Below are 13,752 nucleotides of genomic sequence, written 5' to 3' on the forward strand. Positions count from 1 at the left end.
GCTTATGCGCCAGTGCTGACGCGGGTTTGCGATGGGTCAGGAGGGTCCAGACCCTTGTTGCATGCTGGTTACACACCGGCCAGCCGCTCGGCACCCAGCGCCTTGGCCAGCTTCGCATCCAGCGGCAGAGGCTCGCCCTGCAGCCGGGCCGCGAGCAGCTCACCGCACAGGATGGACAGGGTCAGTCCGCGCGCCCCCATGGCTGTGCAGGTCCACATACCCGGCAGTGCCACGGCATCGACCGGGCCCACCACCGGCAATCGGTCGTGCAGGGTGCAGCGCACGGCGGCCCAGGTGCGCAGACCTTCGGCCGGCGCGTGCGGGCCGGCCATGGCGGCAAAGTCCGCCCGCAGGCGCTCGGCCGCAGACGGCAACAGCCCCTGCATCTTGCCGTGGTTGGCGGCATGGGCCTCCCGTTGTTCGGCGGGCGTGGGGGGCAGGGCCGTGGCGCCGCGCTCGAAGGTCGAGCCCATGATCCAGGCGCGGGGCGCATCCGGCCCGTCCGACAGCGGAAAGTTGGGCACCAGGTTGCCGTTGCCGTTGAGCGGGAAGGGCGCCAGCGGCGCCTCACCGGGCCCATAGGTGCCGATGGACACCTGACCACGCAAGGCCTGCAGGGGCCAGTGGCTGGCCAGCAGCGGGCGGCTGTCGGCGCCTGCGGCAATCACCACCACCGGGGCCTGCGCCAGCACGCGGCCCTCGGCGTCCAGCGCCTGCCATGCGGCGCCGGGTGAATCGTCCACGCGCTGCAGCCGCGCCACGCGGCAGTCGCCCTGCCAGGTGATGCCCGGCTGGGCCAGCAGTTCGGCCACCAGGCGCGCAGGGCGCAGCCAGCCCGCGTGGGGATGCCAGTTGGCGGGGGTGTCGGCCGGCAGCTGGGCCTGTAGTAGGGTGTCTTCGCTGGCCGGCTGGCTCCAGTCGGTGCCGGGGCCCTGGGCCCAGGTGGCGGGCAGGGCCTTGTTGCGGGCCTTGTCGGCGGCATGGCGCTCCAGCACGCCACTCTGGCCAAAGTCCTGCCCTTCGCTCAGCACGGCACGGGCCTGGGCGAGGGTGGCACGCACGCCGCTGCGCGACAGGCGCGACAGCAGGCTGTCGTCGGGCGAGACATGGGGGGCGAACACGCCGGCGGGCAGGCCCGAGGCGCCGGCTGCTGGTGCCGCCGCCTGGTCCAGCACCCGCACGCGCCAGCCGCGCCGTGCCAGGCTGGCTGCGCAGGCCGCGCCGGCCACGCCGCCGCCGATCACGATGCAGTCTCCCGGTGGCCGGGATTCCGGCTCCGCCTGCCGGGTCTGCGGCGCGGTGCGCGGTTCCCAGTGTGGGTTGTAGGTGGCGTGCAGGTTGTCGCGCTTGGGCGGCACGCCGGGCATGCGCGTGACCTCGAAGCCGCACTGGGCCAGGGCATCGCGCACGGCGCGCGCGATGGTCCAGGTGGCCAGCCGCGTGCCGCGCCGGCAGCAGCGTGCCACGGCCTTGAGGGTGTGGGTGTCCCAGATCTCCGGGTTGCGCTGGGGGCTGAAGCCATCGAGGTAGACGGCATCCACGGTGAGCGCCTGCTGGCGCAGCATGGCCTGGGTGTCGCCCACGTACAGGGTGAGCAGCACCCGCCCTGCGTCGAAGCTGAGCCGGTGCACGCCCGCCAGCAGGCCCCACCACTGGGCGTGCAACTGCTGCGCCAGCGGTGCCAGTTCGGGATGGGCCGTGGTGGCGCGCAGCAGGTCATCGGCCCCCACGGGCCAGGCCTCGGTGGAGACGAAGTGCAGCAGGGTGCAGCGCTTTGGATCGGCACGCCACGCAGCCCAGGTCACCAGGAAGTTCAAGCCGAAGCCGAACCCGGTTTCCAGGATGCGCCATTGCGCTTGCCCAGCCCACGCCTGCGGCAGGCCGCAGCCGTGCAAAAACACCTGGCGGGCCTGGGTGAGGCCGCCGTTTTCACTGTGGTAACGGTCGCCGAAGCGGGGGCTGTAGGGGGTGCCGTCCGGCAGCCAGTCGACAGGCTCGGACATGGGCAGGGCGTGCGCTGAGCGCTTATTCAGGCGTTGGGGGCACGTAGCCCGCTGCTGCGTCGGCACCGCCGCCGAAGAAATGGTTCTCCATCTGGCGTGCCAGGTACTGGCGCGCGCGCGCGTCGGCCAGGTTCAGGCGGTTTTCATTGACCAGCATGGTCTGGTGCTTGAGCCAGCCGGCCCAGGCTTCCTTGCTCACGCCTTCCCAGATGCGCTTGCCCAGCTCGCCCGGGTAGGGAGGGAAATCCAGGCCTTCGGCTTCCTTGCCGAGCTTGATGCATTGAACGGTGCGTGCCATGGGGATTTTCCTTGTAAATCGTTGTGCGAGCGAAGTGCTCAGATAGTTTCGGTATAAAGAACTGAAATCTTAGTTGTTTCAGTTTTGATGGCGGCCTCCCAGAATGCGATCCATCGGTGTCCAGCACCCATTCGCATCCCTAATTGAAGAGGCTCTTCCATGAACTTTCGCCGCGACTTTATCAAGTTTCCTTTCGCTCTCGCCCTTGCGGGTGGCTTGGCCCTGACGGCATTGCCGTCGTTGGCCCAGTCGGTGACGCTGCTGAACGTCTCCTACGACCCCACTCGCGAGCTGTACGTGGAGTTCAACCAGGCCTTCGCCAAGTACTGGAAGGGCAAGACCGGGCAGGACGTGACGATCAAACAATCGCACGGCGGTTCGGGCAAGCAGGCGCGCTCCATCATCGACGGCCTGGACGCCGACGTGGCCACGCTGGCGCTGGCTGGCGACACCGACGCCCTGCACACCAACGGCAACTGGATCCCCAAAGACTGGCAAAAGCGCCTGCCGCACAACAGCTCGCCCTACACCTCGACCATCGTGCTCGTGGTGCGCCAGGGCAATCCCAAGGGCATCAAGGACTGGGACGACCTCGTCAAGCCTGGCGTCAGCGTGATCACGCCCAACCCCAAGACCTCGGGCGGCGCCCGCTGGAACTACCTGGCCGCCTGGGAATTCGCCAAGCGCAAGCTGGGCGGCGACGCGAAGGCCAAGGACTTCGTGGCCAAGCTCTATGGCAACGTGCCCGTGCTGGACACCGGTGCGCGCGGCTCCACCATCACCTTCGCCCAGCGCAACCAGGGCGACGTGCTCATCGCCTGGGAGAACGAGGCCTACCTGCTGGAAAAGGAATTCGGCACCAAGTTCGACGTGATCGCCCCCTCGCTCTCCATCCTGGCCGAGCCCGCCGTGTCCGTGGTCGACAAGAACGTGGACAAGAAGGGCACCCGCGTGGTGGCCGAGGAATACCTCAAGTTCCTGTACAGCGAGGAAGGCCAGGACATTGCCGGCAAGAACTTCTACCGCCCGGCGATTTCCGAGAAGGCCAAGGCCAAGTACGCCAAGCAGTTCCCCAAACTCAACCTGGTGACCATCGACGGCGCCTTCGGTGGCTGGGACAAGGCGGCCAAGGACCACTTTGCCGACAACGCAAGCTTCGACCAGATCTACACACGCAAGTGAACCCCGCCCATCGCGCAAAGGACAGTTCTCCATGTCAGCCCTCTTGATTGCCGGCAGCCCGTCGGAACGCTCGCGCTCAGCCGCATTGCTGGACGCCGTGGCCCAACGCCTGTCGGTGCGCGGCGCGCTGGTGGACCGCATCCACATCCGCGACCTGTCGCCCCAGGCACTGCTGCTGGCCGATTTCGCCCACCCCACGGTGGTCGGCGCCGTCGACCAGGTGGCCCAGGCCTGGGTGCTGGTGGTGGCCACGCCGGTCTATAAGGCGGCCTACAGCGGCGTGCTCAAGGTCTTTTTGGACCTGCTGCCGCAGACCGCGCTCAAGGGCAAGATCGTGCTGCCCCTGGCCACGGGCGGCAGCCCGCACCACATGCTGGCGCTGGACTATGCGCTCAGGCCCGTGCTGCAGTCGCTGGGCGCCAAGCACATCCTGCCCAGCATCTACGCCACCGACTCCCAGGTCGCCCTGACGCCCGAGGGCGCCTACGACCTGCATGCCGACATTGCCGCACGCCTGGACGAAGCGGTCAACGTGCTGATCACCGAAACCCTGCGCCCACCGGCGGCGCAGGCCGGGCGCTTTGCGCCGGTGCACTTCTCGCAGGTGCGATGTAGCGTCTGACGCAGTGGGTGTCGCCCGAGCTTTTCAACGCTCCGGCGGCATCCACATCCCCCTCTTTTCTCCCCATTTTGTTGTCGAGCCGGCACCCGCCGATGCGGGCAGGCCAGGCCGCCGCATGCCCGCCGCCACCGGTCGAACCACCGCACCACCAGATATTGCTGAAAGACACCTTGCCATGACACAAACCTTCCTCTCTTCGCGCCGCCGCCAGGTGGTCCTTTCCAGCCTGGCCGCTGCCGCCCTGGGCGCCACCGGTGGAACGGCGTTCGGCCAGACGCCGGCACGCGTGCTGCGCGTAGGCCACCAGAAGGGCTGGCTGTCCATCCTCAAGGGCCGCGGCACGCTCGAAAAGCGCCTGGCCCCGCTGGGCGTGAAGGTCACCTGGACCGAATTCAACGCCGGCCCGGTGCAGCTCGAGGCACTCAACGTGGGCGCCATCGACTTCGGCGACGTGGGCGAAGCGCCCCCGATCTTTGCCCAGGCCGCCGGTGCGCCGCTGGTGTATGCCGGCGCCACCGTGCCACGCCCGGCACTGGAGGCCGTGATCGTGCCCAAGGACTCGCCGATCCGCAGCGTGGCCGACCTCAAGGGCAAGCGAGTGGCCTACAACAAGGGCTCCAACGTGCAGTATTTCCTGGTCAAGCTGCTGGAGAAGAACGGCCTGAAGTACGGTGACGTGCAGTCGATCTTCCTGGCCCCGGCAGACGCGCGTGCCGCCTTCGAGAAGGGCGCCGTGGACGCCTGGATCATCTGGGACCCCTTCCTGGCCGCAGCGCAAAAGACGCTGGACGCGCGCCTGCTGGTGGATGCTACCGGCGTGGTCAACAACCGCGCCTACTACTTCACCTCGCGCGATTACGCCACGCGCAACGCCGACGTGCTGCGCATCGCCATCGAAGAGGTCAATGCCATCGACACCTGGGCCTCGAAGAACCAGGGCGCCGCCGCCGCAGAGCTGACCACAGTGCTGGGCCTGGACCGCAGCATCACCGACCTGTACCTGAGCCGCGCCAAGTTTGGCACCGCCCCCGTGACGCGCGACATCATCGCCGAGCAGCAGTCGATTGCCGACACCTTCTTCGAGCTCAAGCTCATCCCCAAGAAGCTCAACCTGCTGCACGCCGCGCCGGTGGACCTGGGCGCCTGACCCTCTTCCCGGGAGCCTTCTATGCACACCCCAATGCCCTTTCCCCTGCACGAGCAATTGCGCCGCGTGCTGTGCGTGACCGCGAGTTCCTGGGGCCTGCCCACCCGGCCGCGCTGTGCGGGTGTGCGTGCGCCCCGGTTCGGCTTTGCCATCTCCTACTGACGCCATAACAAACCAAAAAAAGGTTTCCCATGCAGATCTTCTGGTTCATTCCCACCCACGGCGACAGCCGCTACCTGGGCACTTCCAAGGGCGCGCGCCAGCTCAGCCACGACTACCTGCAGCAGGTGGCCGTGGCGGCCGACAGCCTGGGCTACGAAGGCGTGCTCATTCCCACCGGCCGCTCGTGCGAAGACCCCTGGGTGATCGCATCGAGCCTGATCGCGGTCACCAAGAAGCTCAAGTTCCTGGTCGCTGTGCGCCCCGGCCTGCACCAGCCCGCGCTGGCTGCGCGCATGGCCGCCACGTTCGACCGGCTCTCGGGCGGGCGCCTCTTGATCAACCTGGTGACGGGGGGCGACCAGACCGAGCTGGAGGGCGATGGCGTGTTCCTGGACCATGCCACGCGCTACGAGCAGTCGGCCGAGTTCATCCGCATCTGGCGCGAGATCATGGCCCGCAGCCACACCGGCGAGACCTATGATTTCGAAGGCCTGCACCTCACGGTGAAGGGCGCCAAGCTGCTTTTCCCGCCGCTGCAGAACCCGCATCCACCGGTGTACTTCGGCGGTTCGTCCGACGCGGCCCACGACCTGGCGGCCGAGCAGGTCGAGACCTACCTGACCTGGGGCGAACCCCCGGCCGAGGTGGCCAAGAAGGTGGCCGACGTGCGTGCGCGCGCAGCCAAAAAGGGCCGCACGGTGAAGTTCGGCATCCGCCTGCACGTCATCGTGCGCGAGACCGACGCGCAGGCATGGGCTGCGGCCGAGGAGCTTATCAGCCACGTGGACGATGCGACCGTGGTGCGGGCCCAGGCGGTGTTCGCGCGCATGGATTCCGAAGGGCAGCGGCGCATGGCGCGCCTGCATGCCGGTGGCGCCAAGCGCGCCCGGGCCGACCTGGAGATCAGCCCCAACCTGTGGGCCGGCGTGGGCCTGGTGCGCGGCGGTGCCGGCACGGCCCTGGTGGGCGACCCTGAGACGGTGGCTGCGCGCATTACCGAATACGCAGCCCTGGGCCTGGACACCTTCGTGCTCTCGGGCTACCCGCATCTGGAGGAGGCCTACCGCTTTGCCGAGCTGGTGTTCCCGCTGCTGCCCCTGTCAGTGCGCGAGAAGCTATCCGGCGGCAACCCGCTGGGCCCGTTCGGCGAATCCGTCGCCAACGAGCTGCCACCGCGCGCCTCGCAAAGCTGAGCGCCGCACAGCACCCAAGGAGATCGCCCATGGCCATCCATTCCATCAACCACGTGCAACTGGCCTTTCCGGCCGGTGCCGAGGAACCCATCCGCAATTTCTACAGCCGCCTGCTCGGCCTGCCCGAGGTGCACACAGCGGCCGGCAACGCGCTGCATTTTGCCGCCGGCACCCAGCGCATCGACCTGGTGCCCACCGACCACTGGCAGGGCGCGCCCTCGGTGTCGCACCTGGCGCTGGAGGTGCAGGACCTGCCCGCACTGCGCGGGCGCCTGCTGCAGGCCCAACTGCCCCTGGTGGAGAACCGGGCGCTGCCCGGCTACCTGCGCTTTTACGTGAAAGACCCGGCGGGCAACCAGCTGGAATTTCTGGAACCCGACACCGAACGACAGGAGTTTGCATGACTTCATCATCCCTCCGTGAGCTGCAGGTCTCGCCTGTGGCCGACTCCATCGACGCGCCCAGCCTGGCGCCGCTGGTGCCCTCGCAATGGCTGCGCTTTGCCAAGGGCGTGCTGCAGCGCCTCTTGCCCTGGGCCGTGCCCGTCACGCTGATCGTGGTGTGGCAGATCGCCTCGTCGCTGGGCTGGCTCTCCACCCGGGTGCTGCCGGCGCCGCTGGAAGTGGTCAAGGCCGCCTGGACGCTGACCGCCTCGGGCGAGCTATGGACGCACGTCAAGGTCAGCGCCGGCCGGGCGCTGGCGGGCCTGGCCATCGGTGGCGGCCTGGGGCTGGCACTGGGGCTGCTCACGGGCTCGGTGCGCCTGTTCGAGACCCTGCTCGATTCCACCATCCAGATGGTGCGCAACATCCCGGCGCTGGCGCTGATCCCGCTGGTGATCCTGTGGTTCGGCATCGACGAGTCGGCCAAGCTGTTCCTGATCAGCGTGTCGGTGTTCTTCCCGATCTACCTGAACACCTTCCACGGCATCCGCAACGTGGACCCGGGCCTGATCGAGATGGGCCGCACCTATGGCCTGTCGCGCTGGCAGCTGTACCGCCAGATCATCCTGCCGGGTGCGCTGTCCAGCATCCTGGTGGGCCTGCGCTTCTCGCTGGGCCTGATGTGGGTGATCCTGATCGTGGCCGAGACCATCTCGGCGCAGTCGGGCATCGGCTACCTGACCATGAACGCACGCGAGTTCCTGCAGACCGACATCGTGCTCGTGGGCATCCTGCTGTACGCGCTGCTGGGCAAGCTGGCCGACCTGTTCGCCAAGGGCCTGGAAGGCTACTGGCTGCGCTGGCACCCCGGCTACCAGAGCGCCTGATACGGATTCGCCTTCAACCGTCTGACGTCGTTGGTTCGCCTTGCCGTGCTACAGCACTGTCTGCGGCTTCCCGCCTAGTCATACGGTCGAACGCGAATCCGTAGGACCCCTACCACCGCATTCCAAGATTCCAAGGACCCGCATGTTTGCCTATTCTTCCATCCTCTCCCGGCGCACGGCGCTGGCGCTGCTGGCTGCCACGGCCAGCGGCCTGGCGTCCGCACAAAGCGGCGCCAAGCCCGATACCGTGCGCATTGGTTACCAGAAGTCGTCCACCCTGATCGTGGTGCTCAAGACCCAGGGCACGCTCGAAAAGCTGCTGGCGCCCCTGGGCACCAAGGTCACCTGGCATGAGTTCACCAGCGGGCTGCCGCTGCTCGAAGCCCTGAACCTGGGCAACATCGACGTGAGCGCCGACGTGGCCGACACCGTGCCGGTGTTCGCCCAGGCGGCTGGCGCCGCACTGACCTTCGTGGCGCAGGAGGCGCCGTCCCCCTCGGCCCAGGCCATCGTGGTGCGCGCCGATTCGCCGCTCAAGACCGTGGCCGACCTCAAGGGCAAGAAGATCGGCTTTGCCAAGGCCGCCGGTGCCCACTACCTACTGATCGCCGCGCTGGAGAAGGCCGGCCTGTCGTTCAAGGACATCGACCCCGCCTACCTCACGCCGGCCGACGGCCGCGCCGCCTTCGAGCGCGGTGCCATCGACGCCTGGGTGGTGTGGGACCCGTTCCTTGCCGCCGTGCAGCGCCAGTCGAATGTGCGCATCCTGGCCGACGGGCGCGATGTGGCCTCCTACCAGCGCTACTACCTGGCCGCCACGCCATATGCCCAGGCGCGCGCCGACGTGCTGCGCGTGCTGTTCGCCGAGCTGCAGAAGGCCGGCACCTGGGTCAAGCGCAACCCCAAGGACGCCGCCGCGTTGCTGGCACCCGTGTGGGGGCTGGATGCCGCCACGGTGGAGCAGGCCAACAGCCGCCGCAGCTACGAGGTGCGTGCCGTGTTGCCGGGCGGCCTCTCCGAGCAGCAACGCATTGCCGATGCCTTTCTGTCCGAGAAACTGCTGCCCCGGCGTGTGAACACGCTGGACGTGGCGCTCTTCAAGCCGGGAGCCTGACACCATGGCACAAACCAACGTTTCATCGCCCGCAGGCGGCAACAACGGCGTGCGCCTGGAAGTGCGCGGCGTGGACAAGCGCTACGGCGCCCGCGAGGTGCTCAAGAAGACCGAGCTGGTGATCGAGCCCGGTCAGTTCGTGGCCATCGTGGGCCGCAGCGGCTGCGGCAAGAGCACGCTGCTGCGCCTGGTGGCGGGCCTCGAATCTGTCTCGGGTGGCACCATCCGCCTCGACGGCCAGGCCGTGGACGGCCTGAGCCAGGACACGCGCATCATGTTCCAGGACTCGCGCCTCTTGCCTTGGAAGCGTGTGGCCGACAACGTGGCCCTGGGCCTGCCCACCGAGCGCCGTGGCGCCGCCGCCGACGTGCTGGCCCGCGTGGGCCTGGGCGACCGGCTGGGCGAGTGGCCGGCACGCCTGTCGGGCGGCCAGCGCCAGCGCGTGGCCCTGGCGCGTGCGCTGGTGCACAACCCGCGCCTCTTGCTGCTCGACGAACCCCTGGGCGCGCTCGATGCGCTGACCCGCATCGAGATGCACCGCCTGATCGAAGGCCTGTGGCAGGCCAGCGGCTTCACCGCGCTGCTGGTCACGCACGACGTGCAGGAGGCGGTGGCCCTGGCCGACCGCGTGATCCTGATCGAAGACGGGCAGATTGCGCTGGACCAGCTGATCGACCTGCCGCGCCCGCGCTCGCATGGCGATGCCGCGTTTGCCGCCATCGAAAAACGCATCCTCGACCGCGTGCTGCAAAAGCCCGATGCCGGGCCCAGCGCCGCCGACGCGCGCTGGCCCGGCGTGCCCGCGCATGGCCTGCGCTGGGCGGTGTGAGCGCCTTCGCCCCCTCTGATTTTTTGACCCATCCATCCGTTCCCGGACTTTCAAGGAGAAACACCATGTCCATTCAAGCCATCAACGTGCGCAACCAGTTCAAGGGCAAAGTGCGCGAGATCATCCGCGGCGACGTCGTCTCCGAGGTCGATGTCGAAACCCCCTGGGGCATCGTCACCTCCGTCATCACCACGCGCTCGGTGGACGATCTGGCGCTGGTCGTGGGCTCCGACGTGGTCGCGCTGGTGAAATCGACCGAGGTGTCCATCGCCAAGCTGTGATGCCTGCCTGGGGGCGCCTTCAGCCCCCTTGAAGGCCCCGCGACGCGGGGCCTTCACATTTGCGGGGCGGGCATAGCCATATCCGTTTTTCTTCGTTGGCTCCCGGAGCGTCCAGACCTAAGCTGCGGGCTTCGATTCGCCTCCACAGGATTCCCGCATGACCGCCAGCAGCACCGCAAAGCCCCGTACCCTTCAACTCGGCCTGGTGCTGCATGGCGTAGGCGCTGGCTGGGGTGATTGGCGGCATGAAAATGCGGTCACCGATGCCAGCGTGAACTTCGGCTTCTACAAGGCGCAGGCGCAGCTGGCCGAGCAGGCACGCTTCACCTTCCTGTTCGTGGCCGACAGCGTGCATATCACGCCGCGGTCCAGTCCCCACTACCTCAACCGCTTCGAGCCGCTGACCATTCTCTCTGCGCTGGCCGGCGCCACCTCGCACATCGGTTTGGTGGCCACCGTGACGGCCAGTTACAGCGAGCCCTTCACCGTGGCCCGGCAGTTCGCCTCGCTCGACCACATCAGCGGCGGCCGTGCGGGCTGGAATGTGGTCACTTCATGGCTCGACGGCAGCGCGCGCAACTACGGGCGCGAGGAGCACTATGCGCACGACGTGCGCTACCGCCTGGCCGGTGAGCACCTGGACGTGGTGCAGGGCCTGTGGGACTCGTGGGAGGACGACGCAATGGTGCGCGACAAGGCCACCGGCCGGTTCTTCGACCCGGCCAAGCTGCACCGCCTGGACCACCAGGGCGAGTTCTTCGCCGTGGAGGGGCCCCTGAACATCGCGCGCTCGCGCCAGGGCCAACCCGTGATCTTCCAGGCCGGTGCCTCGCCCGATGGCAAGGCCTTTGCGGCGCAGCGGGCCGATGCGATCTTCTTCCATGCCGACAGCTTCGAGGAGGCGCAGGCCTACTACCGCGACGTGAAGGCCCGTGTGCGGGCCGAGGGGCGCAACCCTGACGAGGTGTTCCTGCTGCCGGGGTTTCGCCCCATCGTGGGCAGCACCGAGGAGGAGGCCGAGCGCCGCTACGAAGAGTTGGCCGCGCTGGTACACATCGAGAACGCCATCGCCGCGCTGGCCCGGCCGTTCAACGACCATGACTTCTCGCAGTACCCGCTGGACGAGCCCTTCCCTGACCTCGGTGACCTGGGCCGCAACAGCCAGCAGAGCACCAGCGACCGCATCAAGCAGCATGCGCGCGAGCACGGCCTGACCCTGCGCGAGGTGGCCCTGTGGCACGCCCGACCGCGCCGCACCTTCGTGGGCACGGCCGAGCAGGTGGCCGATGAAATCCAGCGCTGGTTCGAGGGCGGCGCGGCCGATGGCTTCAATTTCTTCGAGGCACTGCCCAATACCTCGCTCAAGGCCTTCGTGGAACTGGCCGTGCCGGTGCTGCAGGCGCGCGGGTTGCTGCGCACGGAATACGAGGGCGAAACGCTGCGCAGCCATTTCCAGCTGCCGGTGCCCGCCAATCGGCATACGGTAGCGGCCGCAGGTTCGGCCTTTGTGCGCGAAGAAGCGGTAGCAGCCTGAGCCCTGGCCGGCTCAGCCGCCGTAGCCCATGATCGCCACGGCATGGCAGCCCGTGCCTGCGGCCACGAAGCCGTGCCATACGGCGTGGGCGTAGCGCAGCCGTGAATCGAGCACGAAGAATGCCACCCCCACGGTATAGGCCACGCCGCCGGCGATGAGCCAGTGCGCGCTCCACTGCGTGAGGTGGCCGATGAGGGGCAGGGCGGCCACCAGGGCCAGCCAGCCCATGAGCACGTACATGCCGGTGGACAGCCACGCCGTGCGCAGCCGGTTGAAGGCCTTGAGCACCAGGCCCAGCGCGGCCACGGCCCAGACCAGCGCCAGCAGGGCGAAGTTCCAGTCGCCATCGGGACGGTGCAGGGCGAAGGGTGTGTAGCTGCCCGCGATGAACAGGTAGATGGCACCGTGGTCGAGCTTCAGCGCCGCCTGCTTGAAGCGCCCTTCGGGCAGGGCGTGGTAGACGGTGGAGGCCAGGTACAGCAGCACCATGGTGGCGGCGAAGACGATGGCGCCGGCCACGCTGGCAGCGCCCTGCGGGCGTGCGGAGGCGATGAGGAAAGGGGCCGCGATGACGGCGGCCAGCAGTGCCAGGCCGTGGCTGGCACTGTTGGCCAGTTCTTCGCCAGGGGTCTGGTCGCGGCACTGCATGGCAAGGACCGTCTCGGCCCGGGATCAGCGGTGCAGGGCCGTGTGCTGCCGTTCGCGCCAGGCGTGGTAGCGCGAGCGCTGCAGCGCGAACAGCTCCACCAGGCCCCAGGCCATCGCGCAGCCCATGATCCCGAACAGCGCCACGGTGCGCAGCGGTTCAATCCTGCGCGGAGAGCGGGAGCGGTTCGTCATGGAAGAAGCAGTCGTTGTCAGGAAGGTCGAAGGAGAACCAGCTCTCGTCCAAGAGCTCGTCGAACAACCGCTGCAATCCGAGAAATTTCCAGAGCATGGTGACCTCCTGGGTGGTGTGAAGCTCCCCCAAGATAGCCTTGCCGTGTGACGGTTTTGCGTCAGTGTGGCAATCGCAACAGGCCTGCGCAAAGACCCTGGCGCAGGGGGCTGCGGGCGCTATGCTGGCTGTTTTTCGCTGCCAGAGACAACCACCACCGTGCCCGACACCGTTCTGCCCGAACTTGCGGCGCTGCAAAAGATCATCGACCAAGGCGGCGACCGCCTGGACGCCCGGGTGGTGCATACCGTGGAGATGCCTTCGGGCGAGCGCTTTCCCATCCACGCCATCAGCCTGGGCAACCCCGACCGCAGCGTGCCGGCCATGGGCTTCTTCGGCGGCATCCACGGGCTCGAAGGCATCGGCGCCGAGGTGGTGATTGCCTACCTGCAGAACGTGGTGACGCGCCTGCCCTGGGACCTGGCCCTGAACCAGCAGCTCGAGCAGGTGCGCCTGGTGTTCATGCCCATCGTGAACCCGGGCGGCATGTGGGCCGCCACCCGGGCCAACCCCAATGGGGTGGACCTGATGCGCAATGCCCCGGTCGACGCACTGGACCGGGTGCCCTTCCTCATCGGCGGCCAGCGCCTGAGCGCGGGCCTGCCCTGGTACCGCGGCAAACCGGGTGCGCCCATGGAGGCCGAGAGCCGGGCCCTGTGCGAGGTGGTGCACGACGAACTGCTGTCGCGCCCGTTCAGCATCGCGCTGGACTGCCACTCGGGCTTTGGCATCAGCGACCGGCTGTGGTTTCCGTTCGCGCACACGAAGAAGCCCATTGCCCACCTGCCGGAGCTGCATGCGCTGCACGAGATCTTTCTGCAGGCGCATGCCTACCACCCCTACATCATCGAGCCGCAGAGCGCGCAGTACCTCACGCATGGCGACCTGTGGGACCACCTGTACATGCAGGCCTGCAACGACCCCACGCGCACCTTCTTGCCGCTGACGCTGGAGATGGGCTCGTGGCGCTGGATCAAGAAAAACCCGCGCCAGCTGTTCTCGCGCAAGGGCATCTTCAACCCGCTGATCAACCACCGCTTGCAGCGCGTGCTGCGCCGGCACATGCCGCTGCTCGACTTTCTCTCGCGCGCGGCGGGCAGCCACGAGCGCTGGGTGCCTGCGCCTGAAGCGCGGGTGCAGCGGCGTGCCGATGCGCTCAGCTTCTGGTATTGATGGCATG

17 protein-coding genes are annotated in these 13,752 nt (G+C 68.0%); 12 read left to right on the top strand and 5 right to left on the bottom strand.

The features are described from left to right. Positions 1 to 68 precede the first annotated feature (68 nt). Both mnmC and ACSQ9E_RS09090 read right to left on the bottom strand, forming a co-directional pair. Entirely contained in the window at positions 69 to 2,003 is a 1,935-nt protein-coding gene (mnmC, locus tag ACSQ9E_RS09085; protein WP_436217507.1) for an FAD-dependent 5-carboxymethylaminomethyl-2-thiouridine(34) oxidoreductase MnmC, read from the bottom strand. 22 nt (positions 2,004 to 2,025) lie between these two features. After that, positions 2,026 to 2,301, bottom strand: coding sequence for an oxidative damage protection protein (locus ACSQ9E_RS09090; RefSeq protein WP_057207053.1), 276 nt, complete (start codon positions 2,299 to 2,301; stop codon positions 2,026 to 2,028). 159 nt (positions 2,302 to 2,460) lie between these two features. Here ACSQ9E_RS09090 and ACSQ9E_RS09095 point away from each other — a divergent pair, with 159 nt between their 5' ends. From ACSQ9E_RS09095 to ACSQ9E_RS09145, 11 genes are all read left to right on the top strand, one after another. Further along, positions 2,461 to 3,483 carry a sulfate ABC transporter substrate-binding protein gene (locus tag ACSQ9E_RS09095; RefSeq protein WP_436217508.1) on the top strand — a complete coding sequence of 341 codons (1,023 nt, stop codon included), beginning with the start codon at positions 2,461 to 2,463 and terminating at the stop codon, positions 3,481 to 3,483. 31 nt (positions 3,484 to 3,514) lie between these two features. Continuing rightward, positions 3,515 to 4,105, top strand: a complete 591-nt coding sequence (gene ssuE, locus ACSQ9E_RS09100; protein WP_436217509.1) for an NADPH-dependent FMN reductase — start codon at positions 3,515 to 3,517, stop codon at positions 4,103 to 4,105. A gap of 175 nt (positions 4,106 to 4,280) precedes the next feature. Then, positions 4,281 to 5,252 (top strand): sulfonate ABC transporter substrate-binding protein, encoded by a 972-nt coding sequence (locus ACSQ9E_RS09105; protein WP_436217510.1) that lies wholly within the window; start codon positions 4,281 to 4,283, stop codon positions 5,250 to 5,252. 21 nt (positions 5,253 to 5,273) lie between these two features. After that, complete coding sequence (locus ACSQ9E_RS09110) at positions 5,274 to 5,414, top strand: hypothetical protein (protein WP_164470697.1); 141 nt, start codon at positions 5,274 to 5,276, stop codon at positions 5,412 to 5,414. Positions 5,415 to 5,443: 29 nt separating this feature from the next. Next, positions 5,444 to 6,607, top strand: a complete 1,164-nt coding sequence (gene ssuD / locus ACSQ9E_RS09115; RefSeq protein ID WP_436217511.1) for an FMNH2-dependent alkanesulfonate monooxygenase — start codon at positions 5,444 to 5,446, stop codon at positions 6,605 to 6,607. Positions 6,608 to 6,636: 29 nt separating this feature from the next. Next, a complete protein-coding gene (locus ACSQ9E_RS09120; RefSeq protein ID WP_436217512.1) occupies positions 6,637 to 7,011 on the top strand; it encodes a VOC family protein in 375 nt (124 codons plus the stop codon). Next, positions 7,008 to 7,877 (top strand): aliphatic sulfonate ABC transporter permease SsuC, encoded by an 870-nt coding sequence (gene ssuC, locus ACSQ9E_RS09125; RefSeq protein ID WP_436217513.1) that lies wholly within the window; start codon positions 7,008 to 7,010, stop codon positions 7,875 to 7,877. The genes ACSQ9E_RS09120 and ssuC overlap by 4 nt, the downstream gene beginning before the upstream one ends. A 142-nt stretch (positions 7,878 to 8,019) precedes the next feature. Continuing rightward, positions 8,020 to 8,991 (top strand): aliphatic sulfonate ABC transporter substrate-binding protein, encoded by a 972-nt coding sequence (locus ACSQ9E_RS09130; RefSeq protein WP_436217514.1) that lies wholly within the window; start codon positions 8,020 to 8,022, stop codon positions 8,989 to 8,991. A gap of 4 nt (positions 8,992 to 8,995) precedes the next feature. Then, positions 8,996 to 9,820: an ATP-binding cassette domain-containing protein gene (locus ACSQ9E_RS09135; RefSeq protein WP_057265656.1), complete on the top strand. Its 825-nt coding sequence runs from the start codon at positions 8,996 to 8,998 to the stop codon at positions 9,818 to 9,820. Positions 9,821 to 9,885: 65 nt separating this feature from the next. Continuing rightward, entirely contained in the window at positions 9,886 to 10,101 is a 216-nt protein-coding gene (locus ACSQ9E_RS09140) for a TOBE domain-containing protein (protein WP_056168199.1), read from the top strand. 157 nt (positions 10,102 to 10,258) lie between these two features. Further along, positions 10,259 to 11,635 (top strand): LLM class flavin-dependent oxidoreductase, encoded by a 1,377-nt coding sequence (locus ACSQ9E_RS09145; protein ID WP_436217515.1) that lies wholly within the window; start codon positions 10,259 to 10,261, stop codon positions 11,633 to 11,635. A 12-nt stretch (positions 11,636 to 11,647) separates the two neighbouring features. Here the strand turns inward: ACSQ9E_RS09145 and trhA are convergent, their stop codons facing one another. From trhA to ACSQ9E_RS09160, 3 genes are read right to left on the bottom strand one after another with little or no spacing between them, the layout of a single operon-like run. Next, the gene (gene trhA, locus ACSQ9E_RS09150; protein ID WP_057265652.1) at positions 11,648 to 12,283 is read right to left on the bottom strand and encodes a PAQR family membrane homeostasis protein TrhA; all 636 of its coding nucleotides are present in this window, start codon (positions 12,281 to 12,283) and stop codon (positions 11,648 to 11,650) included. Between the two features lie 24 nt (positions 12,284 to 12,307). Continuing rightward, positions 12,308 to 12,475, bottom strand: a complete 168-nt coding sequence (locus ACSQ9E_RS09155) for a hypothetical protein (protein ID WP_164470696.1) — start codon at positions 12,473 to 12,475, stop codon at positions 12,308 to 12,310. After that, complete coding sequence (locus tag ACSQ9E_RS09160; RefSeq protein WP_255357714.1) at positions 12,441 to 12,572, bottom strand: hypothetical protein; 132 nt, start codon at positions 12,570 to 12,572, stop codon at positions 12,441 to 12,443. Before ACSQ9E_RS09160 ends, ACSQ9E_RS09155 begins: the two co-directional genes overlap by 35 nt. A gap of 159 nt (positions 12,573 to 12,731) precedes the next feature. Between ACSQ9E_RS09160 and ACSQ9E_RS09165 the strand changes: the two genes are divergently transcribed. After that, positions 12,732 to 13,745: a M14 family zinc carboxypeptidase gene (locus ACSQ9E_RS09165; RefSeq protein ID WP_057265869.1), complete on the top strand. Its 1,014-nt coding sequence runs from the start codon at positions 12,732 to 12,734 to the stop codon at positions 13,743 to 13,745. The last annotated feature ends 7 nt before the right edge of the window (positions 13,746 to 13,752 follow it).

Source organism: Acidovorax sp. LjRoot118 (assembly GCF_964253575.1).
Lineage (GTDB): Bacteria > Pseudomonadota > Gammaproteobacteria > Burkholderiales > Burkholderiaceae_C > Acidovorax.